Annotated in this window: 21 protein-coding genes; 9 read left to right on the top strand and 12 right to left on the bottom strand. The window is 72.0% G+C overall.

Annotation, left to right across the window (positions count from 1 at the left end; all coding sequences use genetic code 11):
* Window positions 1-31: 31 nt before the first annotated feature.
* From ACRYCC_RS31685 to ACRYCC_RS31650, 8 genes are all read right to left on the bottom strand, one after another.
* Complete coding sequence (locus ACRYCC_RS31685; protein ID WP_433817416.1) at window positions 32-949, bottom strand: amidohydrolase family protein; 918 nt, start codon at window positions 947-949, stop codon at window positions 32-34.
* On the bottom strand, window positions 946-2,127 hold the full coding sequence (locus ACRYCC_RS31680; RefSeq protein WP_433817415.1) for a vWA domain-containing protein: 1,182 nt from the start codon (window positions 2,125-2,127) through the stop codon (window positions 946-948). Before ACRYCC_RS31680 ends, ACRYCC_RS31685 begins: the two co-directional genes overlap by 4 nt.
* Window positions 2,120-3,010, bottom strand: coding sequence for an AAA family ATPase (locus ACRYCC_RS31675; protein ID WP_433817414.1), 891 nt, complete (start codon window positions 3,008-3,010; stop codon window positions 2,120-2,122). The genes ACRYCC_RS31680 and ACRYCC_RS31675 overlap by 8 nt, the downstream gene beginning before the upstream one ends.
* Window positions 3,011-3,012: 2 nt before the next feature.
* Window positions 3,013-3,315 (bottom strand): EthD family reductase, encoded by a 303-nt coding sequence (locus ACRYCC_RS31670; protein ID WP_433817413.1) that lies wholly within the window; start codon window positions 3,313-3,315, stop codon window positions 3,013-3,015.
* A 61-nt stretch (window positions 3,316-3,376) separates the two neighbouring features.
* Window positions 3,377-4,384, bottom strand: coding sequence for a xanthine dehydrogenase family protein molybdopterin-binding subunit (locus ACRYCC_RS31665; protein WP_433817412.1), 1,008 nt, complete (start codon window positions 4,382-4,384; stop codon window positions 3,377-3,379).
* 3 nt (window positions 4,385-4,387) lie between these two features.
* Window positions 4,388-5,773, bottom strand: a complete 1,386-nt coding sequence (locus tag ACRYCC_RS31660) for a xanthine dehydrogenase family protein molybdopterin-binding subunit (RefSeq protein ID WP_433817411.1) — start codon at window positions 5,771-5,773, stop codon at window positions 4,388-4,390.
* Window positions 5,770-6,309 (bottom strand): (2Fe-2S)-binding protein, encoded by a 540-nt coding sequence (locus tag ACRYCC_RS31655; RefSeq protein WP_433817410.1) that lies wholly within the window; start codon window positions 6,307-6,309, stop codon window positions 5,770-5,772. The genes ACRYCC_RS31660 and ACRYCC_RS31655 overlap by 4 nt, the downstream gene beginning before the upstream one ends.
* A 33-nt stretch (window positions 6,310-6,342) precedes the next feature.
* Window positions 6,343-7,146: an FAD binding domain-containing protein gene (locus tag ACRYCC_RS31650; protein WP_433817409.1), complete on the bottom strand. Its 804-nt coding sequence runs from the start codon at window positions 7,144-7,146 to the stop codon at window positions 6,343-6,345.
* Between the two features lie 137 nt (window positions 7,147-7,283).
* On the opposite strand from ACRYCC_RS31650, the gene ACRYCC_RS31645 reads away from it, so the two are divergent.
* Entirely contained in the window at window positions 7,284-7,961 is a 678-nt protein-coding gene (locus ACRYCC_RS31645; RefSeq protein ID WP_433817408.1) for a GntR family transcriptional regulator, read from the top strand.
* Window positions 7,962-7,994: 33 nt separating this feature from the next.
* On the opposite strand, the gene ACRYCC_RS31640 is transcribed toward ACRYCC_RS31645, so the two are convergent.
* Window positions 7,995-8,657, bottom strand: a complete 663-nt coding sequence (locus ACRYCC_RS31640) for a FadR/GntR family transcriptional regulator (protein ID WP_433817407.1) — start codon at window positions 8,655-8,657, stop codon at window positions 7,995-7,997.
* A 138-nt stretch (window positions 8,658-8,795) separates the two neighbouring features.
* On the opposite strand from ACRYCC_RS31640, the gene ACRYCC_RS31635 reads away from it, so the two are divergent.
* From ACRYCC_RS31635 to ACRYCC_RS31625, 3 genes are all read left to right on the top strand, one after another.
* Window positions 8,796-9,716: a fumarylacetoacetate hydrolase family protein gene (locus ACRYCC_RS31635; protein ID WP_433817406.1), complete on the top strand. Its 921-nt coding sequence runs from the start codon at window positions 8,796-8,798 to the stop codon at window positions 9,714-9,716.
* A 57-nt stretch (window positions 9,717-9,773) separates the two neighbouring features.
* Window positions 9,774-10,535, top strand: a complete 762-nt coding sequence (locus tag ACRYCC_RS31630) for an alpha/beta fold hydrolase (protein ID WP_433817405.1) — start codon at window positions 9,774-9,776, stop codon at window positions 10,533-10,535.
* A gap of 158 nt (window positions 10,536-10,693) precedes the next feature.
* Window positions 10,694-11,992, top strand: a complete 1,299-nt coding sequence (locus ACRYCC_RS31625; protein WP_433817404.1) for a metal-dependent hydrolase family protein — start codon at window positions 10,694-10,696, stop codon at window positions 11,990-11,992.
* Window positions 11,993-12,078: 86 nt separating this feature from the next.
* Here the strand turns inward: ACRYCC_RS31625 and ACRYCC_RS31620 are convergent, their stop codons facing one another.
* Window positions 12,079-12,804 (bottom strand): alpha-L-rhamnosidase-related protein, encoded by a 726-nt coding sequence (locus ACRYCC_RS31620; protein ID WP_433817403.1) that lies wholly within the window; start codon window positions 12,802-12,804, stop codon window positions 12,079-12,081.
* Between ACRYCC_RS31620 and ACRYCC_RS31615 the strand changes: the two genes are divergently transcribed.
* Together ACRYCC_RS31615 and ACRYCC_RS31610 are read left to right on the top strand one after the other, a co-directional pair.
* Entirely contained in the window at window positions 12,785-13,768 is a 984-nt protein-coding gene (locus tag ACRYCC_RS31615; RefSeq protein ID WP_433817402.1) for a LacI family DNA-binding transcriptional regulator, read from the top strand. The genes ACRYCC_RS31620 and ACRYCC_RS31615 overlap by 20 nt on opposite strands.
* A gap of 134 nt (window positions 13,769-13,902) precedes the next feature.
* Window positions 13,903-14,295 (top strand): hypothetical protein, encoded by a 393-nt coding sequence (locus ACRYCC_RS31610; RefSeq protein ID WP_433817401.1) that lies wholly within the window; start codon window positions 13,903-13,905, stop codon window positions 14,293-14,295.
* Between the two features lie 63 nt (window positions 14,296-14,358).
* Here the strand turns inward: ACRYCC_RS31610 and ACRYCC_RS31605 are convergent, their stop codons facing one another.
* Window positions 14,359-15,411: an ABC transporter permease gene (locus ACRYCC_RS31605; protein ID WP_433817400.1), complete on the bottom strand. Its 1,053-nt coding sequence runs from the start codon at window positions 15,409-15,411 to the stop codon at window positions 14,359-14,361.
* A gap of 183 nt (window positions 15,412-15,594) precedes the next feature.
* On the opposite strand from ACRYCC_RS31605, the gene ACRYCC_RS31600 reads away from it, so the two are divergent.
* The 3 genes from ACRYCC_RS31600 (at window position 15,595) to ACRYCC_RS31590 (ending at window position 18,536) form a co-directional block, all read left to right on the top strand.
* Window positions 15,595-16,134 (top strand): hypothetical protein, encoded by a 540-nt coding sequence (locus ACRYCC_RS31600; protein WP_433817399.1) that lies wholly within the window; start codon window positions 15,595-15,597, stop codon window positions 16,132-16,134.
* A gap of 36 nt (window positions 16,135-16,170) precedes the next feature.
* The gene (locus tag ACRYCC_RS31595) at window positions 16,171-17,493 is read left to right on the top strand and encodes a DUF5005 domain-containing protein (RefSeq protein WP_433817398.1); all 1,323 of its coding nucleotides are present in this window, start codon (window positions 16,171-16,173) and stop codon (window positions 17,491-17,493) included.
* A 167-nt stretch (window positions 17,494-17,660) separates the two neighbouring features.
* Window positions 17,661-18,536: a patatin-like phospholipase family protein gene (locus ACRYCC_RS31590; RefSeq protein WP_433817397.1), complete on the top strand. Its 876-nt coding sequence runs from the start codon at window positions 17,661-17,663 to the stop codon at window positions 18,534-18,536.
* Between the two features lie 76 nt (window positions 18,537-18,612).
* On the opposite strand, the gene ACRYCC_RS31585 is transcribed toward ACRYCC_RS31590, so the two are convergent.
* Window positions 18,613-19,413: an SDR family NAD(P)-dependent oxidoreductase gene (locus ACRYCC_RS31585; protein ID WP_433817396.1), complete on the bottom strand. Its 801-nt coding sequence runs from the start codon at window positions 19,411-19,413 to the stop codon at window positions 18,613-18,615.
* Window positions 19,414-19,430: the final 17 nt, after the last annotated feature.

Raw genomic sequence — 19,430 nt, 5'->3', positions numbered from 1 at the left:
CGCGGCCCGCGATCACAACCTCCCCGCCGGGTCAGAGCGTGTAGACCCGGCGGGCCGTCCCGGCGAAGACGTCGCGCCGCACGTCGGGCGGGTAGCGGTCCAGGGCCTGCCGCCAGGTCCCCAGGAGGGTGGGCAGGTCGGTCCACAGCTTCTCGATGGGGAAGTTGCTCCCCCACATGCAGCGGCGTGAGCCGAACAGCTCCAGGCAGGTCGCGGTCACCTCGTCGATCAGCGCGCGGTCGACCCGGTGGACGAAGGTGCCCTGCCCGGTGAGCTTCACCACCACGTTGGGATGCTCGGCCAGCAGGCGCATGCCCCGGGTCCATTCCGCGGCCTCGGCCGGTTCCATGCTCACCGGCATCCCGGCGTGCACCAGCACGAAGGTGACGTCGGGGAAGGCGGCGACGAGCCCGGCGGCGTCGGCCATCTGCGGTGCGAAGACCTGGAGCTCGAACAGCCAGCCCAGGTCGGCCAGCGCGGCGAGGTTGCGGCGGAACACCGGGTCGCGCATCCGGTCCGGAGCCGAGGCGAACCGGAACTCCGGGCGCTCGTGCCAGTGCAACTGCAGCCGGGTCCCCCGCACCAGCGGGGTCAGCTCGGCCTGGCGGCGCAGCACCGCGGCGGCCCCGGGGTCGAAGAGGTCCGCCGAGCCGATCACCGCCATCGGCCAGCCGGTCTCCGCGTGGACGTCGCGCAGCCAGCGGACCTCGTCGACGGAGCGGTCCAGCGGCCAGTTCGCCTGGACGTAGACCGACGCGGAGATGCCGCAGGCGGTGGCCTCGGCTGCGTACTCCTCGACCGGGTAGTCGCGGCGGATCGGCTCGTAGGGTCCGAAGATGCGCGGCACCGTCTCGCCGCCGAGCCACGGCACATCCGCCATCCGCCAGATGTGGTGGTGGGCGTCGACCGTCTCGGTCGCGCCGTCGTCGGCGTCCTGGGAGTTCGTCATGGGCGCGCTCCAGCGGGTGCGGATACGGGGTCGGGCCGGCGGCGTCCGGCCGCGCGGCGAGGGCCGGCCAGGACGACCGGGATACGGCGGACCTCGGCCAGACCGGTCTCCAGGTCGCGGACCCCGCCGAGATGGTCGAGGCTGCGCAGCTGGCCGGCCATGCCGCGGGTGATCGGACGGTAGGTCGGTGAGCAGGCCAGCGGGGACCACCAGATCAGCCGGTGGCCGAGCCGGGACAGGCGTTCGGTGGCCCGGATCATCGCGGTGGGGTCGCCGCGCTCCAGCCCGTCCGAGATGACGATCACGAGGGCGCCGCGGGCGAGCGCGAGGAAGCGGGGATCGTCCAGGAACCGCTCCAGCGCGGCGCCGATCGCCGTTCCCCCGTCGGCGTCGGCCACCTCCTCGGAGACGGCGTGCAGCGCCCGGTCGGCCTCGGGGCAGGACAGCGCCGCGGTGACCCTGGTGAGACGGGTGCCGAAGGTGAAGACCTCGGTGCGGCCGGGCGCGCCGTGCACCGCGGTGTGCGCCAGCCGCATCAGCTCGGGGGTGTGCTGCTTCAGCGACCCCGAGACGTCGACCATGAGCAGCAGGCGCCGCGCCCGGGGCGGCCGTGCCGTCCACCGGAGCCGTACGATCTCGCCGCCGTCGCGGCGGGCCTGCCGCCAGGTGAGCCGCAGGTCCAGCCGGCGGCCGGCTCGGGCGGGCCGCCGCCGCCGCGACCGGACCGTGGGGAGGCAGCCGGGCCACGCGGCGAGCAGGGAACGCATGAGGTCGCGCTGCCGGGCGTCCGACGGGGCGAAGGCCCGCCGCCCGAGGGCGGTCAGCGCGCTCGCCTCGATGCCGTCACCGTGCATCGCGTCCTGGGGCGGCGGCTCCGCGCCGCCCCCGTCCCGCGGGGCCTGCACCTCGCTCTCCTCGCCGGGCGGTGGCGCCGCGACCGCCTCGGGCCGGACCTGCCGGAACCAGGCGTCGAAGACCCGGTCGAAGGTGTCGAGGTCGGCGATGTCGCTGAGCAGGGTGAGGCGGGCATACCAGTACAGCGCGGTGAGGTCGCGCGGCGCGGACCCCGCGAGGGCCCGCAGGAAGTCGGCCTGCTTGGGGGGCGCGGGCCCGATCCCCGACCGCCGCAGGGCGTGCAGGAAACCCCAGAGGTGATGGGCGGCCTGCTCCTCAGCCATCGCCGAACAGCTCCTCCGCCCGCCCCCGCAGCAGGCGGGTGTCCTCCTCGTCCTTGATCAGCAAGCCCAGGGCCCGCCGCAGGGCCTGCGGCCAGCTGCGGCCGCCGTCGACCAGGGCCGCCGCGCCACGGGCCCATTCCACCGACTCGGCGATGCCGGGCCGCTTGAGCAGCGGCAGGTCACGGACGTCCTGGACGGCGCGCACCAGCCGGGCGGCGGCCTCCTCCTCCAGCCCCGGCACGTGCGCGCGCAGGATCGCCCGCTCACGTCCGGCGTCGGGGAAGGGGATCCAGTGGTAGAGGCATCGTCGTTTCAAGGCGTCGTGCAGTTCCCGGGTCCGGTTGGAGGTCAGCACGACGACCGGTGGCCGCCGCGCCCGCAGGGTCCCCAGCTCGGGAATGGTGATCTGGAAGTCGCCCAGGAACTCCAGCAGGAACGCCTCGAACTCGTTGTCGGCCCGGTCGATCTCGTCTATCAGCAGCACCACGCCGCGCTCGGACCTGACCGCCCGCAGCAGGGGACGTTGCAGCAGGAACTCCTCCGCGTACAGGTCACCGACGTCCTGGCCGTGCGCCTCGGCCGCCCGGACCCGCAGGAGCTGCCTGGGGTAGTCCCACTCGTACATGGCCTGGCCGGAGTCCAGGCCCTCGAAGCACTGCAGGCGGATCAGCTCACGGTCCAGCACCCGTGAGAGCACCGCCGCGAGCTCGGTCTTTCCCACGCCCGGCTCGCCCTCCAGCAGCAGTGGCCGCCCCAGCCGCAACGCCAGGTGGACGGCCGTCAGCAGGCCCTCGTCGGCGAAGTACCCCTGCTGCCGCAGCACGACGGCGAGCCGCTCCTCGTCGAAGAGGTCGTCCACCGCCCGCCCGAGGCGGCCGGTCATCGTCACAACTGCTCGTGCTCGGTGGTCAGCAGATGGACGCGCTGGGAGGTGTGGGCGCCCGCGTCCGCCGCGGCCGCCTTGCCGGGCTCGGAGCCGAACGCGGCGGCGCGGGCGTCCTCGTCGTCGAAGTAGAGCTCGTTGACCGCGTCGTAGGCCGCGTCCTCGCCGGCGGTGACGCTCACCGTGTACCGGCGCAGGCCGGGCAGTTCCTTGGCGAACGCCAGGTGGTCCTCCAGCACCCAGGTGGTGAACTCCTGCTTGGACAGGCCGTCGGCGCGCTTGAGCAGTGAGATGACCTTCAGCATGAGGGAGTGCTCCTTCTGTCGTGATCGTGTCGTGCTCTGTCCGGCCGGGTCCGGGACCCGGTCAGGTAGGGGCGCGCAGCTCGTCCAGGGCCCGCAGCACCCGTTCCGGGGTGAACGGCATGGACGTCAGCCGCACGCCGCAGGCGTCGAAGACGGCGTTGGCGATGGCGGGGATCGGGGCGTTGGCCGTCATCTCGCCGATGCCCTTGGCACCGAAGGGACCGTTTGCGGCGGGGCGTTCGAGGATGACGCTGTGCTGCACGGGGATGTCGGCCGCGGTGGGCATCAGGTACTCGCTGAAATCCCGGGGCCCGTGGTCGCGTGCCGGGTAATAGGGCTCGGTGGCCTCGAACAGCGCGTGGGACAGCCCCATCCAGGCTCCCCCCTCGATCTGCTGGGCGGCCATGGCCGGGTTGAGCGCCCGGCCGACCTCGTAGACGTTGTGCATCTCCAGCACCTCCACCACGCCGGTCTCGTCGTCGACCTCGACGACGGCGACCGTGCAGGCGTGCGCGTGGCAGGAGTCGGGGTCCATCTCGCCGGTCTCGGGCACGGGCTCGCTCTTCTCCTTCAGGAAGATGCCCCGGCCGGAGATCGTGCGCCCGTGCTCGAAGTGCGCGGCGAGCGCCAGATCGGTGATGTGGATCCTCTTCTCCTCCGCTCCCCTGACCTGGATGAAGCCCGTGCCGTCGGTCTCCAGGTCCGCCGCGTCGGCCTCCAGCTCCTCTGCGGCGACCTCCAGCATCACCTCCCGTGCCTCCGCGGCCGCCATGATGACCGCGTTGCCGACGCGGTGGCTGCCCCGGCTGGCGAAGGTGCCCATGCAGTGCGGGCCGGTGTCGGTGTCGGCGGTGTCGACGATGATGTTCTCGTAGGGCAGGCCGAGGGTCTCCGCCGCGCACTGGGCGGCGATCGTCTTGATGCCCTGGCCGAGGTCCACCGAGGACAGCGACACCACGAAGGTGCCGGTCGTGGTGGCGTGGATCAGGGCCTGGGAGGGGTCGCCGCCCAGGTTCATGCCGGTGGGGTAGTTCACCGAGGCGTACCCGCGGCCGCGCAGTCTGGCCATGGCTCAGAGCCCTTCTCGGGTCGTCGACGACATGCGGCGGTAGGCGTCGGGCAGCTCGTGCCCGACCAGCTCCGCGGCCCGCTGGATCACTTCCACCAGCGCCGTGCCCTCGGCGACCTTGCGGTGGGCCTTGAGGTCCCCGTCGCGGTAGGCGTTGAGCAGGCGCAGCCGCAGCGGGTCCAGCTCCAGCGCGCGGGCGATCCGGTCCATCTGCGACTCCAGGGCGAAGTCGGCGATGGTGACGCCGAAACCGCGCATGGCGCTGGAGGGGGTGCGGTTGGTGAACACGCAGTGGCAGTCGGCCCAGACGTTGGGGATGCTGTAGGGACCCGGCAGGTGCGCCGCCGCCTTGGTGGTGCCGTACGGGCTGTGCCGGGCGTACGCGCCCGCGTCGACGTAGAGGGTGACCTTGCGGCCGATGATCCGGCCGTCGTTCATCACCGCGTCCTTGATGTAGATCCGCTCGGCGGCGCGCGGCGAGGAGACCTGCATCTCCTCGTACCGGTTGTAGACGAACTTGACGGGCCGGTGGGTCAGCATGGCCGCCACACAGGTGACCGGCTCCACCACGACGTCGACCTTGCCGCCGAAGCCGCCGCCGACGGTCCCGCCGACCAGGCGCAGCTTGTTGAACGGCGTCTCCAGGATCAGGGCGGTGTTGTCGAGGGTGAAGAAGCACGCCTGGGTGTCGGAGTGGATGCGGAGCCTGCCGTCGGCCTGCGGGACGACGATGCACCCGGTGGTCTCGGTTGGGGCCTGCTCGATCGGGGCGGACTCGTAGCGCCACTCGAAGACCCGGTCCGCCTCGCCGAACGCCTTCTCGACGTCGCCGAACCGCAGCCGCCGGCAGTGGTGCCCCTCGTAGGTGAAGTAGTTGCGGCCGTGGTACTCGTTGACGATCGGCGCACCCTCGGCGAGGGCCTCCTCCACGTCGAAGACGGCGGGCAGGTCGGTGTAGTCGACCTTGACCCGGGCGGCGCCCGCGTAGGCGGCGGCCTCGGTCTCGGCGATCACCGCGCAGATCGGATCGCCCAGGTAGCGGACGGTGTCTTCGGCCAGGATCGGCTCGTCGTCCGGGCCGACCCCGATCAGCTTCAACGGTGTGTACAGATTGTGGGGGATGTCGGCGTACGTCAGGATCCGGACCACGCCGGGCACCGCGAGGGCCTCCGTCAGATCGAGGCCGCCGATCCTGGCGTGGTGCCGCTGCGAGCGGAACATCTTCAGGTGCAGCATGCCGGGCAGCGCGAGATCCTCGAAGAACTCGGTGCGGCCGGTCACGTGTCCCAGCGCGTCCGAGCGCTGGACCACCGATCCGATGACGCTGAGGCCTTCGGTGCGCTCGTCGGCGAAGTAGCTCTTGTCGATCGGGTCGAGGCGGTAGCTCATCGGACCCCCACCCCTTCGGCGGGCACGGCGGGCGGGGCGGACCCGGCGGCCTCGCCCGAGGTCGCGTCCCTCCTGCGCCGCGCGGCGTCCAGGATGGCGGTGACGATCGGCCCGTAGCCGGTACAGCGGCAGACGTTGCCGGAGATGGCCTCGATCACCTCGTCGCGGCTCGGGTCGGGCACCCGGTCCAGCAGCGCCTCGGCGGACATGATCATCCCCGCGGTGCAGAATCCGCACTGGGTGGCGAAGTCCTCCAGGAAGGCGCTCTGCACCTCGTCGAGCTCGCCGTCGCGGGCGACGCCCTCCAGCGTCCGGACGGAGGCCCCGCCGATGGTCTCCACGGCCACCAGGCACGACATCATCGGCCGGTCGTCGACCAGCACCGTGCAGGTGCCGCACGTGCCCTGGCCGCAGCCGCGTTTGGCCGCCATCAGTCCCAGCGCGTCACGCAGGATGGACAACAGCGAGTCCCCCGGCCGGGCGATGAACTCCCGCTGCCGGTCGTTGACGACGAGCGAGACCATCTGTGCACCCATGATCAGGCCTTTCTGCTACGTGAACGGAGCGGGTCAGCCGAGGAGGGCCCGGCGGAGGTGCACCGGGAGGACGCGTCTGCGGTACCACGCGCTGGCGTAGGCGTCGTCGAAGGGCTCGACGTCGGCCTGCACGGCCGCCCGGCCCGCCTCGTCGAGGACGTCGCGCTCCAGCGCGCGGCCGATCAGGACCCGCTCGGCGGACGCGGCCCGGACGGGGCGGCGCGCCATTCCGCCCAGGGCGATCCTGGCGGAGGTGACGATTCCGCCGGTGACCTCGACGACCGCGGCGACGGTGACGATGGCCGCCGAGTTGAGCTTGCGGCGCATGGCCTTGTGGTAGAACCAGGTCCCCGCGGCCGGCACCGGGAGCAGCATGGCCGTGACGAACTCGCCCCGGGCGACCCCCTCGGTGAGCACGTCCAGGACCGGCGCCTGCCGTGGTCCGCCCGGTCCGGTGATCTCGACCGTGGCGTCGAGCGCGAGCAGGCACACGGCGAAGTCACCATAGGGTTGCCGGACGAAGAGGTTGCCTCCGGCGGTCGCCTGGTTGCGGATCTGCGGTGAGGCGATGGTGCGCACCGCGGCGTGCAGGAACTCCAGCCCCGGGCATCCCTCGAGGTCGGCGAAGGTCGTCGTCGCTCCGACGCGGGCCATCCGCCCGTCGATCGCGATGCCCGACACTCCCGCCCTCCGCAGGCTGACGAGCTCCGGCGCCGTCACGAGCCCGGTGTTCACCTCGGCCATGACGACCGTGCCGCCGCCCATGATCCGGCCGCCGCCGGCCGCGAAGGTTGTCACATCCGCCAGGGAGTCGGGCACGTGGACTGCCGTGATCATGATGTTCGTCCGTTCTCGCGGCGGCACAAACTATCGATAATCGATTAACGTAACCTCGGGTTAACAATCGCACAAGGCCCACCCGGGCGGCCATGGACCGAAAGATCACTGACAGCCGCCTGGCTACCATTGACCGCATGACCTCCGGCGAGCCCGTACAGCTGTCACGCCTGACGCTGTCCCGGCAGATCCGTGACTCCCTCGTCAGCCGCATCGCGTCCGGGGAGATCAAGCCCGGCGAGCGGCTGGTGGAGACCCGGCTCGCGGTGACCTACGGCACCAGCCAGGCCCCCGTGCGCGAGGCGCTGCGCGAACTCGAGGCCATGCGGCTGGTCGAGACCCGGCCGCGGCGCGGCACCTTCGTCCGGCACTTCGTCCAGCAGACGCTGCGCGAGTGCTACGTGGTGCGCGCCGCGCTGGAGGAGACGGCCACCCGGCTCGCCATGCTCGCCGGGACCATGCCGGTGGCGGCACTGCGGGCCGAGGTGCGGGCCATGCGGGCGGCGGCCCGCGCGGCCGATGCCGTGGAGGCGGCGCGGGCGAGCGTGGCGTTCCACCGCCTGGTCATCGACGCCGCCCGCAACGAGCTGCTCAAGTCCTCCTGGGAGGCGCTCCAGATCGAGGCCCGCACGTCGGTGACGATCCTCGCCGCCGGAGTGGACCTCGACAAAATCGCGTCCGACCACGCGGACCTGCTCGAGTCGATCGAAGGCGGAGATCTCGAGGTGGCCTGCAGGCATGCCAGAGATCACCAGTGGCACTACGCCGAACTCCCGCACGACGCGCAGGGACGCAGCCGCCAGAGCGCCGGCTGACCCGCCCTTCCAGGGGCGCGCCGCCGCGCCGGGTCAGTGCCGGCCGAGGAGGTTGTCGGAGACCCGGATGAGGTGGTCGCGCATCACCTCGCGGGCGGTGTCGGAGTGCCGGTCGTGCAGTGCCTCGACGATGGCGGTGTGGTCCTCGTGGTAGCAGGCGCGGCGTTCGGGGGTGAAGGTGCGGCGCTTGAGACTGCCCCAGACCGGGAGGGCACGGGCGGCGTTCATGACGTCGTAGACGCTCATGAGCAGACCGTTGTGCGCGGCCTGGGCGATGGCGTGGTGGAGGGCGGTGTCCCAGTGCTCGAAGCCCTGGTAGTCGAGGCTCGCGCCGCCCTTCTCCAGGCACCGGGTGATGCGGTCGAGGTCGGCCTGGGTGGCGAGGCGGGCCGCGGTCGACGCCACCTGGGGCTCCAGAAGCAGCCTGACCTGCATGATCTCGGCGGGGCTGGTGTTGTCCGGGGCGCCGTGACCGAGGGCGGGGGTCTCGGCGAGGAAGGTGCCACGGCCGACGTGCCGGATGATGACGCCTTCGTCCTCCAGCGCGGCCAGGGCCCGGCGGATCGCGCTGCGCGGCACCGCCAGCCGTTCGACGAGGTCGCGTTCGGTGGGCAGCTTGGAGCCCGGCCGCAGCGTGCCGTCCTGTGCGCCCTGGTCGAGCAGCGCACGCAGCGCGTGATCCACGGTTGTCGTCACCGGTCCAGGATAGCCGCCCAGACTGAACCAATCGAGACCAATCATCGGATCGCAATCCGGCCCTGGACATGCTTCGAGCCGCGACGTATGGTCGGTGGCACCGAAGATTGGTACCTATTGGTTTAGATTGGTGCACCAATGAGGCTGGTGACGTTCACCGACTCCCCCACGGCCCCGACGGCAGGTGAACCGCCTGGCCCCGAGGCCGGCCGGGTCGGAGTCGTGATCCCCGAGGCCGGCACCGTCCGGGATCTCAGCGGTGCGCTGCCCCCCGGGGCGGGCATGCTGGACGTGATCGCCGGCTGGGCGGAGCTGCGCCCGGTGATCGAGGAGCGCCTGGCGGGGCTGCCCGCCACACCGCTGGCGGACGTGGTGCTGCTCGCGCCCATCCCGGTCCCGCGCCGCAACGTCTTCTGCGTGGGCAAGAACTACCGCGAGCACGTCGCGGAGTTCGGCGCCAGCGGATACGACACCCCCGAGCGGTCGCTCGACGTGCCGGACAAGCCGGTGGTGTTCTCCAAGGCCACCACGTCGGTGACCGGGCCAGCCGCCGACATCGACCCGCACCACGGCGTCACCGGCGAGCTCGACTACGAAGGCGAGCTGGGCGTCATCATCGGCCCCGGCGGCCGCGGCATCGGCCGCGAGACCGCCCTCGACCACGTGTGGGCCTACACGATCGTCAACGACGTGACCGCACGGGACCTGCAGCGCGACCACAGGCAGTGGCTCCTGGGCAAGTCCCTGGACACCCACTGCCCGATCGGCCCCTACGCCGTGACCGCGGACGAGATCCCGGACGTCACCGCGCTGGAGGTACGGACCCGCGTCAACGGCGAGCTCCGCCAGTCCGCGCCGGTCAAGGACATGGTCTTCGACGTGGCCGAGCTGATCGCGACCATCTCGGCCGGGATCACCCTGCTGCCCGGAGACATCATCGCCACCGGAACGCCCGCCGGAGTCGGCATCGGGTTCGACCCGCCGAAGTTCCTGGTCAGCGGCGACGTGGTCGAGGTGTCCATCACCGGCCTCGGCGCCCTGCGCAACCGCGTCGCCTGACCGGCGCCGTCTCCGCACCCGCACCACCGATCGGCACCGCTGCCGGAAGGGACAGACGTGAAGGTCAACGACAGGGAACTGGCCGTCGAGATCAACGGGGAGGGCCCCGCCGTGCTGATGGTGCACGGCCTGGGCGGGACCTCGAACTTCTACCAGGTCCAAGCCGACGACCTGGCCAGACGGTTCCAGGTCATCCGGGTCGACCTGCCGGGGGCCGGCCGCTCCCCGCTCGCCGGTCCGGTCACCATCGACGGCCACGCGGACGACCTCGCGGCCCTGCTGGGCGAACTCGGTATCGGGTCCGCCGCCGTGGTCGGACACTCGGCGGGGACCCTCGTCGCCCGGAGCCTGGCCGCCCGCCGGCCCGGCCTGGTCTCGGCGCTGGCACTGCTCGGCGCGATCGCCGAACCCACCGAGCAGGCCCGCGCGGCTCAGCACGACAGGGCCGCGCTGGTGCGGCGCGAGGGCACCTCGGCCGTGGCACCGGCCGTCGTCGCCAACGCGCTGTCGGAGGAGACCCGGCAACGGAGACCCGAGGTGGCCGCGTTCGTCCGCGAGTTGATCATGCGGCAGGACGCCGAGGGCTACGCCCGCAACTGCGAGGCGCTGGCCGGCGCCACCACCCCCGCGCCGATCAGCCCGCACCTGCCCCTGCTGCTGATCACCGGGCAGGACGACAAGGTCGGGCCACCCGCCGTCAGCACCGCCCTCGCCGCCGCGCACGGGAGCGCCGGTCTGGAGATCCTGGACGGCGTCGGCCACTGGACCGCCCTGGAAGCCGCGATCCCGGTCACCCAGCTCCTGCAGAAGTTCCTGTAGCCACCCGGCCGCATCCATCCGAATCCGTCCGGGCGGCCCACCGCAACACAGCCCGTAAGCACAGATGAGTGATCGTCGGTTCTCACCGGGCGCCCTCACCGACCCACCCCCGGCACATCCCGCCGTCTCGGATGCGCCGCTCCCGCGAGGAGAACACCATGCCCGTCCCGATCACCAGAGTCCTCTTCCGCGACGTGAACATCCTGGACTCCACCGGTGCCCAGCCGTACCAGGGCGACGTCCTGGTGGAGAACGACCGCATCGCCGCCGTCGGCACCGTGGAGGCCGCCGCCGCCCAGGGCGCCCGCGTCATCGAGGGCCGCGGCCGGTTCCTGATGTCCGGGCTCTGCGACGCCCACACCCACTTCACCTGGAACAACAGCGCCGACCTGGACGGCCTGGGCACCATGCCGGTCGAGGAACACCTGCTGTTCGCGATCGAGTCGGCGCGCACCTACCTCGACTCCGGTTACACGATGTGCCTGGGCGCCGCGTCGGCCAAGGACCGCCTCGACGTGGTGTGCCGGGACGCCATCAACGCCGGGCGCATCCCCGGACCCCGCTACCTGGCCAACGGCCCGGAGATCGCCGTCACCGGCGGCGCGCTGATCAAGTCGATCACCAAGTTCGCGGACGGCCCCGAAGGCATGCGCAAGGCCGTCCGGGAGCTCATCGAGCTCGGCGTCGACCAGATCAAACTGTCGATGACCGGGGAGGAGATCACCGGCAGCCAGCATGCCGAGGACACCTACTTCTCCGACGAGGAGGTCGCCGCCGCCGTCACCGAGGCGCACCGGCGCGGCAAGCGCGTCTGCGCGCACGCCCGCAGCGCCGAAAGCGTCAAGATGTGCCTGCGGCACCACGTCGACATCATCTACCACGCCAGCTTCACCGACGAGGAGGGCATGGACCTGCTGGAGGCCAACAAGGACTGGGTGTTCGTCGCCCCCGGCCTCAACTGGCTGATCGCCACCCTCTACGAGGCCGAGAGCTTCGGCTTCCCCCAGGAGGCGGCCGAGGCCGTCGGGTACAAGCGTGAACTGGAGATCGCCACCGAAGGACTCCGCGAGATGCGCCGGCGCGGTGTCAAGATCCTGCCCGGCGGTGACTACGGCTTCGCCTGGACCCCGCACGGCACCTACGCCCGCGACCTGGAGCACTTCGTCGAGCGGCTCGGCTTCACCCCGATGGAGGCCATCATCTCCGCCACGGCCTGGGGCGGTGAGGTCATGCTGCGGCCGGACGACCTCGGCAAGGTCCAGCCCGGCTACCTCGCCGACCTGCTGCTCGTCGACGGAGACCCGCTCGGCGACATCACGATCCTGCAGGACCACGACCGGCTGCACTACATCATGAAGGACGGCCGCTTCCACAAGGAGGCCGGCGACCCTCCGGCGCCCACGCCGCCCAATCCCGGCAGCATCGACCACAACCGGTCCGCACCCGGCCAGGGCTGACCGGCCGGACCGCTTCGTGGTCCAGGAGGGCGGCCCGTGGCCGCCCTTCTGGCATGGCGCGCCGGGACGTCGGACGAGGCGATCCGTCAGCCGCCGACCCGGAACACGTGCGTGCCCGCGCCCACCTCCGCCGGGACGGCCCCCGGGCCGGGCAGGTCCACTTCCGCGGTGGTACCCGGCGGGATGGTGGCGGTGACGGTCAGGCTGCCCTCGGCGCTCGTCCAGGCCACCGACGCCGGTCCGTAGGGGGTGTGGAGCTCGGCCGAGGCGTGGGTGAGGCCCCCGCCGGGGCGGGGGGCGATCCGGAGGCGCCGGTAGCCGGGGGACGCGGGTGCGAGGCCGGCGACGGTGCGGTGCAGGAAGTCCGCCACCGCGCCCAGCGCGTAGTGGTTGAAGGAGGTCATCTCCCCCGGGTTGACCGATCCGTCGGGCAGCAGGCTGTCCCAGCGTTCCCAGATCGTGGTGGCACCCATGGTCACCGGGTACAGCCACGAGGGACATTCCTGCTGGGTCAGCAGTTCGTAGGCGGTGTCGTGGGCGCCGGCGGCGGCGAGGGCATCGCAGATGAGCGGGGTGCCCACGAAGCCGGTGGCGATCTGGTGGTCGTCGCGGGCGACCAGCTCGGCCAGCCGGCGGCCCGCCCGCTCGCGCTGTCCGGCGTCGTCCAGCAGGTTCAGGTGCAGGGCGAGGGCGTAGGCCGTCTGCGTGTCGCCGGCCAGGCGGCCCGAGGGGGTGACGAACTCGCCGCGGAAGGCCTCGCGCACCGCGGAGGCCAGCGTCTCCACCACCGCCGTGTCCAAGGTGCTGCGCAACGCCTACGGCGTCAGCCCTGCCATGCGGGACCGGGTCAAGGCGGCCATCGACGAGCTCGGCTACCGGCCGCACGCCGCCGCGCGTGCCATGCGCGGCCGTACCTTCACCATCGGCGTGCTGCTGCCCGACATCAGGAACCCGGTCTTCCCCGACATCGTCGACGGCCTCATTTCACAGGTCGCCGCCGCCGACTACCAGGTCATCATCGTCCAGGGAGGCAGCGACCCGAAGTCCGAGGCGCGGGCGATCAACGCCCTGGTCGACCGGCAGGTCGACGGCCTGCTCGTGGTCGCCCCGCTCACGTCCAAGGCGCCGCTGGAGGAGGTGGCGGAGGGGGTGCCCACCGTCGTGCTCGGCCCCCACGAGAAGTCGGCGGTCTACGACTCGGTGCTCGACGACGACGACGCCGGGGTCGAGCTGGTCATGGAGCACCTGATCGCGCTGGGACACCGCCGGATCGCGCACATCGCCCACCAGGACAGCAGCCGCCGCCGTCCCGGCGCGACGCTCCAGACGATACGGGCACAGACCTACAAGCGCGTGATGCGGGACCGAGGGCTCGCCGACGACATCGCCGTCGCGGTGACCTCCTACACCGAGGAGGGCGGCTACCTCGGCGCGCGCGAGCTGCTGGCCCGGTCGCCCCGGCCGACGGCGATCTTCGCCGGCGCCGACCTGGCCGCCTTCGGCGCACTCGCCGCCGTCCACGAGGCCGGCCTGGCGGTCCCGGCCGACATCTCGGTCGCCGGGTACAACAACACCCGGCTGGCCGCCCTGTCCAACATCTCGCTCACCAGCGTCGACCAGGACGGCACCACGATGGGCAGAACGGTGGGGCGGCTGCTGCTGGAGCGGATCGAGGGCCGGGCGGCGTCGGTACGCTTCGCCATCAACCCCGTACTCGTCCCCCGCCGCTCTACCGGTCCGGTGCACCGCCCGGACGAGAGCCCGGGACCGGCCTGAGCAGGCCGGATTAAAACGTTCTCACCTCCGGGCCCGGCCGGGCCCGGCGTTGTCGCGTGCCGGTGGGGCGACTCGCGTATGTTCCAGGCGGGGGCCTTCGGGGGGACGAGCCGGCCCGAGACGAGGAGCGAGACGTGTCCGAACAGATCCCCGGCAACCTGGAGTTCGTCGGCCGAGGCTGGCATCCGCTGCTGATGCGCCTGCACGAGCAGTTGCTCGCGGTGAGTCCCGGATACAGCGTCCAGCAGGTGAAGGAGAAGTACGGCACGCTGCGCGTCTACCTCAACACCGGCCTGATGCGCGAGCCGTACCTCGGGAGCGGCCTGCTCCCAAGCCCGCGGCAGGCGGCGGAGCACGCCCGGGAGGACGCGCAGGCGCGGCGACTCGTCGCCGCCGCCGAGGAGGAGTCTGCCGGCATCTGCGAGTCCTGCGGTGACCCCGGGCAGGCCAGACAGGGCGCCTGGATCAAGACGCTGTGTGACCGCTGTCATGGATGCCGCCCCGGCGCGAGCCGCGAGGGGCGGTGATCGCAGCGACCACGGGAGCTGCCGTGGGCCGTGTACGGAACGGGATCGCCGGGCGGGCATCGGTCATCGATCGCCCGGCCTCATGCCGCGGAACCGCACCCAGACGAACAACGCCGCGAGAGTGCAGACGAGCCAGCCCGCCTGGACGAGGAAGGGCCCGATGTGCTGTGCGTGGGGGAAGTAGACGATTCTGCGGAGGATGTCGACGGTCGCGCCGGGCGGCAGGTAGCGGCCGACGAAGGCGTAGAGCGGCGGCAGCAGCGGCGGCGCGACCGTACCCCCCGACGAGGTGTTCCCGAAGACCACGAACAGCAGCCAGGTCGGTACGATCGCCCATCCCCCGACCAGGCAGCGCATCAGCAGGCAGAACAGGGCCGCTGCGGCGATCTCGGCGGCGAGAGCACCCCAGATCTCCGCGAACCCCCCGCGTAGCGCGCCGATGAGCGGCCCGGTGACCAGCGCGAGCGCGAGCCCGCCGAGGGCCGCGAGCACGAAGATGACGGCGAGCCAGCCGCCCAGCAGCAGTTGCGGCGCGTGCGTGGCGATCTGGAAGACCGAGACGAATCCCAGGATGGTGGCCGCGAGGGTCGCGTAGAAGCCGACGAGTCCCTGCGGGTCGGCGGGAGGGAGCGGATGCAGGTCGCGGACGACCGGCGGAGGGGACACGTACTGCCCGGCCCGCATCGCGGTCTGCTCGAGCACCCGCGCGACCGAGACCCCGGAGGCACTCGAGACCAGCAGCAGCGGCCTTCCCCGGCCGAGGACGAGCGCAGCGTAGATCCTCTGTTCGTTGATCGCCACCTGGGCGGCCGCGACCGAGCGGAAGGGGTGTAATTCCAGGGCACCGCGGGTCGCCCGCTGGAACGCCCCGATGAGCCGGGGATCACGGGCCGGATCGCCCACGACCCCGGCAGGCAGATGATGCGGAGTCACCCTGCCGAGCACGAGGCTGTAGGAGGCACCGAACAGCGACGCCATCGCGATGGCGACGGCGACGACGACCAGCGCGTTGCGGTACGGCGGTCCTGCCGCGAGGTCGATCAGCCGCCGCAGTCGCGGGCCGGTCGGCGGCGGCGTCGGTGGGACTGCGTGCCTCTCTTCGCCCTGCTCACTCATGAGGTTGTTATCCCCGCCGGAGGCCGGTTGATCGAGAATCCGGTCCCCGGGGGTCACGGGCCGGCGCTCGGGGGCGGGCGCTGACAACCGGGGGCGGCCCTGGGGAGTCGTACAGAGGAGTGGACGCGCCGCTCACCACGAGGTCCGGGCAGGCACCTGGAGCGGCCGGTGAGGGGAACGGTCATGTCGAACAGGGCCGGGTGGGCGTCGATCGGGTGGGGTGGCGCGCTGCTGGCCGCCGTGCTGCTGGTCACCGGGTGCTCTCCGCACACCAAGAAGACGGCGACGACGGCCGCCACGGCGTCGGCGAGCGCGGCGCCCACGCCGCTGACCGCCCAGGAACTCCGGTGGCTCGAGGCGTCCAGGGCACTGGTCCCGAAGATGAACAAGGTCGTCACCGACAGCCCGACCGAGTTGACTCCCGCCGCGATGGCCTCCTTCGCCAAGCAGCTTCGTGGGTGCGGCCGGGAGCTGGGCCGGATCGGCGTGCCGAGTGCCCGGTTGCTGCCGGTCCACGCGCTGGTCGAGCGGGCATGCGGTGCCTACGACGGTGCGGCGAAGTGCCTGGACGAGGCCGCTGACATGGGCATTCCCTTCGAGGGCGCAGCATCGCGGAAGCAGGAGCAGAAGATCCGATGTGGCTTCGGCGGAGCGGCGAAGGGGCTGACGCTCCTGGTCGACGCCGATCGCCGGGCCCTCCAGATCAAATCCGCCGCGAGCTGACGCGCGACCCGGGTCCAGCATCACGAGGAGGACACGATGCTCCGTCGGTTTCGGGCGGCCGTGGTGACGGTGTGCACGGGCGTGGCGTTGATACCCGGCGGGATCATCGCGGGATCCGCCCAGGCGGCCGCGTGCGCGCCGTTGTCGGCGTCGGCGACCCGTGAGGATCTGTTCTGGAATCCCCTGTTCAACGGGTACGGCAATGACAACAGCAGCCTCACCGACTGGACGGCGGCCGACAGCAGCATCTCGGTGAAACTGCCGAGCGGTATCGGAGCCAATGCGAACAAGGTCGTCTGGCTGTTCAACGACACCCTGCTCGGCGAGGTCAAGGCGCCGCCGAACCCCAGCGGCGCACCGTACCGCTGGCACGCTCCCGGCAAGCAGTTCGCCCGCAACAGCGCCGTCGTCCAGGAGCCCACGAACAACTGGCTGGTCCAGACGCTGTACGGCGGCGGAGCGGCGAGCGCTCCGCTGCCCTGGATCAGGCATCCCCAGCACCCGGCCAAGCGCTACGAGCTCCTGGGCGCCGCCGTCGAGCCGGCCACGCCCGGATCCTCGACCCAGCGGCTCAAGGTCATGCTGCTGGAGAAGGACGACAGCAATCCGCCGTTCGGCGGTGACCTCGGCTACGCGGTCGCCGTCTTCGATCCGGCGGACCTGACCGCCCCGCTCTGGAGTCCCGTACGGTTCGACGCCGTCGACCTCGGGCGCGGGAAGATCTACTGGGGCGTCTCCGTCGTCCCGCACGGCTCGTACCGCTACATCTGGGGCGAGTCCAGCCAGACGGTCAACGGCGACGGAGGCAGCAACGCCTACCTGGCGCGGGCGGCCGCCGGCGATCTGGACGACCCCTGGCAGTGGCAGTTCTGGAACGGCTCCGCGTGGACGGCCGCCGGCCGGCAGGACCTGGCCCAGCCCGTGATCCCCTTCACCGGTGCCGGTGACGGCCAGACCGGGGTGGCGCACGGATTCGGTGTACAGGAGGTCACCGTGGGCGGCACCACCCGCTATGCGCTGACCACGATGGACCCGACGGCGGGGGTCGGCGTCTTCGCCCAGCTGACGATGTACACCATCTGTGACATCACCGATCCCCGGGCCTCGGTGAATCCGGTGCTGTTCGGCAAGAACCGCTTCTATGTGGCCCCGGAGGCCACCAATCCCAAACCGGCGGGCTTCGCGGAGTACACCCCGGAGACCGTGGCGTACATGCCGGCCCTGCACCCGGAGTTCACCCACTCGACCGGCCTCCTGCTGAGCTACAGCATCAACGACATCGGCGGCCAGGGACTGCAGAACATCCTGGAGAACGTCAACCGTTACCGGCCCAGGTTCCTTCGGGTCGCGGTGGGCTGAGCGCCCCGCCCCTGGTGGCGTCGTGAGGCGTAGGCCGATGGTCGCAACGGCTTCGGTCCTGCGGCCGTTACGCGGTCGTGGGGCGCGTACCTACCGTTGCACCGGGACATGATCGTCGTCCGGGTGGGGCCGGTGGCCCGGACCCGGTCACGGAGGGGCGGCTACCGGTGAGCGGACGCAACGTGGCGGATGAGGTGCCGGGCTCTGCCGGCAGGACGGTCGTGCTCGGCCCGGGCGGGCTCGTCGGTACGGCCTGGCTGGCCGGGCTGGCGGCAGGGCTGCGGCACGCGGGAGTGGATCTCGGTGCGGCGGACCTCATCATCGGCACCTCCGCCGGGGCGATCGTGGGGGCCGCGCTGGCCACCGGCCGGGACCTCGATCGGCTGGCCATCCTGCCCGCCCGCCCCGGCGGTCCGGCGCGCCGCGCCGATCCCGGGCAGCAGGCCGCCGTGTTCGCGGTGCTCGGCGATGCCGGACTCGACCCGGTGGAGAGGCTGCGGCGGGCCGGCCGGCTCGCGGTCGCCGCCGAGACCATCAGCGAGCAACGGTACATCGCCCAGATGGAGTACCTGATCGGCGCGCATCGGTGGCCCTCGCGCAGGCTGCTCGTCCCCGCGGTCGACATCGAAACCGGCGAACCCGTGATCTGGGACCGCGCCGGCGAGGCGCCGTTGCCCGCCGCGGTGGCCTCCAGCACCGCCTTTCCCGGCGCCGCCCCGCCGATCACCGTCAACGGCCGGCGGTACATGGACGGCGCCCTGCGGGCGGGCGCCAACCTGGACCTGGCCGAGGGGGCCCGGGTCCTGGTGGTCCTCGAGCCGGGAGCGCACATGTTCGGCTTGGCCGGCGAGGCGAGCGGCGACACCGCCGGGCCGGGCGGGCATCCGGTCGTGAGGATCGTCCCCGACCCGGCGGCGGTGGAGGTCTTCGGCCCCGACCTGGGCGACCGGAGCGTCTGGCCGGCGGCCTATCAGGCCGGGAGACGGCAGGCGGCCGAAGCCGCCGGGCGAGCCCGCGCCGCCTGGCGATCCGCACACCGATAGGGCGGCGCGGCGCGCCGTTCTCGGTTGATCCGCTCTCCCCTGACGAAGCCGTCGCCCCACCGGCCGCCCACGGCCGTCACACGAGCACCATCCCGCCGTCGATCATCACGACCTGGCCGGTGAGATAGTCGGAGTCACCCGAGGCGAGGTAGAGGGCCGTGCCCACGATGTCCTCCGGGCGTGCGGGGCGGCCACGCAGGATGGGAGCCGAGAAGTCCTCCATCGCCTGCCCTGGGCGCTCCGAGTCGCCGATCTCCATCAGGTCCTTGTCGAGCTGGGTCCACAGTGGTGTGTCGACCACTCCGGGCCCGAACGCGTTGACCGTGATGCCGTGCTGGGCCAGGCCGCGGGCGCCCGCCTGGGTCAGCGCGACGACGGCGAACTTGCTCGCGGAGTAGGGCGCGAAACTCGGGTAGCCCTGACGGCCGGCGATGGATGTCGTGTTGATGATCTTCCCGCTGAGCTCACCGCCGCCGCCCTGCGCGATCATCTGCCTGGCCGCCTCCTGGAGCCCGATCAGCGTGCCGAGACCGTTGACGTCCATGATGGCCCGCCAGTTCTCCTCGGTGACGTCGAGCAGCCGCATGGGCTTGTTGAAACCGGCGACGTTGAACATCACGTCCAGCCGGCCGAAGGCCTCGACGACACCGGAGACCGCCCGCCGTACGTCGCTTCGCCGGGTGACGTCGCCGGTGAACGCCACGGCCGATCCGCCGGCCGCCTCGATCTCCGCGACCGTGGCCTCCGCCGCGTCGCCGCGCAGGTCCAGCACGCCGACCCGGGCCTTCTCACGGGCCATGGCGATCGCGATCGCCCGCCCCATGCCGCTGCCCGCGCCGGTGATCAGTACCGTCCGTCCCTCGACCCTGCCCGTCATCGTCGGTCTCCTCCCCT

Source organism: Actinomadura scrupuli (assembly GCF_050971785.1).
GTDB lineage: Bacteria > Actinomycetota > Actinomycetes > Streptosporangiales > Streptosporangiaceae > Actinomadura_E > Actinomadura_E scrupuli.
The sequence above is the reverse complement of the archived record's forward strand: the minus strand, read 5'-3'. Positions and strand labels throughout refer to the sequence as shown.

Excerpts from the sequence above, each read along its gene's own strand:
- ACRYCC_RS31600 (WP_433817399.1), top strand. The coding sequence starts at position 15,595 with ATGTCGAACAGGGCCGGGTGGGCGTCGATCGGGTGGGGTGGCGCGCTG.
- ACRYCC_RS31650 (WP_433817409.1), bottom strand. The coding sequence starts at position 7,146 with ATGATCACGGCAGTCCACGTGCCCGACTCCCTGGCGGATGTGACAACC.
- ACRYCC_RS31655 (WP_433817410.1), bottom strand. The coding sequence starts at position 6,309 with ATGGGTGCACAGATGGTCTCGCTCGTCGTCAACGACCGGCAGCGGGAG.
- ACRYCC_RS31670 (WP_433817413.1), bottom strand. The coding sequence starts at position 3,315 with ATGCTGAAGGTCATCTCACTGCTCAAGCGCGCCGACGGCCTGTCCAAG.
- ACRYCC_RS31585 (WP_433817396.1), bottom strand. The coding sequence starts at position 19,413 with ATGACGGGCAGGGTCGAGGGACGGACGGTACTGATCACCGGCGCGGGC.
- ACRYCC_RS31675 (WP_433817414.1), bottom strand. The coding sequence starts at position 3,010 with ATGACCGGCCGCCTCGGGCGGGCGGTGGACGACCTCTTCGACGAGGAG.
- ACRYCC_RS31605 (WP_433817400.1), bottom strand. The coding sequence starts at position 15,411 with ATGAGTGAGCAGGGCGAAGAGAGGCACGCAGTCCCACCGACGCCGCCG.
- ACRYCC_RS31680 (WP_433817415.1), bottom strand. The coding sequence starts at position 2,127 with ATGGCTGAGGAGCAGGCCGCCCATCACCTCTGGGGTTTCCTGCACGCC.
- ACRYCC_RS31625 (WP_433817404.1), top strand. The coding sequence starts at position 10,694 with ATGCCCGTCCCGATCACCAGAGTCCTCTTCCGCGACGTGAACATCCTG.
- ACRYCC_RS31635 (WP_433817406.1), top strand. The coding sequence starts at position 8,796 with ATGAGGCTGGTGACGTTCACCGACTCCCCCACGGCCCCGACGGCAGGT.
- ACRYCC_RS31660 (WP_433817411.1), bottom strand. The coding sequence starts at position 5,773 with ATGAGCTACCGCCTCGACCCGATCGACAAGAGCTACTTCGCCGACGAG.
- ACRYCC_RS31595 (WP_433817398.1), top strand. The coding sequence starts at position 16,171 with ATGCTCCGTCGGTTTCGGGCGGCCGTGGTGACGGTGTGCACGGGCGTG.
- ACRYCC_RS31685 (WP_433817416.1), bottom strand. The coding sequence starts at position 949 with ATGACGAACTCCCAGGACGCCGACGACGGCGCGACCGAGACGGTCGAC.
- ACRYCC_RS31665 (WP_433817412.1), bottom strand. The coding sequence starts at position 4,384 with ATGGCCAGACTGCGCGGCCGCGGGTACGCCTCGGTGAACTACCCCACC.
- ACRYCC_RS31645 (WP_433817408.1), top strand. The coding sequence starts at position 7,284 with ATGACCTCCGGCGAGCCCGTACAGCTGTCACGCCTGACGCTGTCCCGG.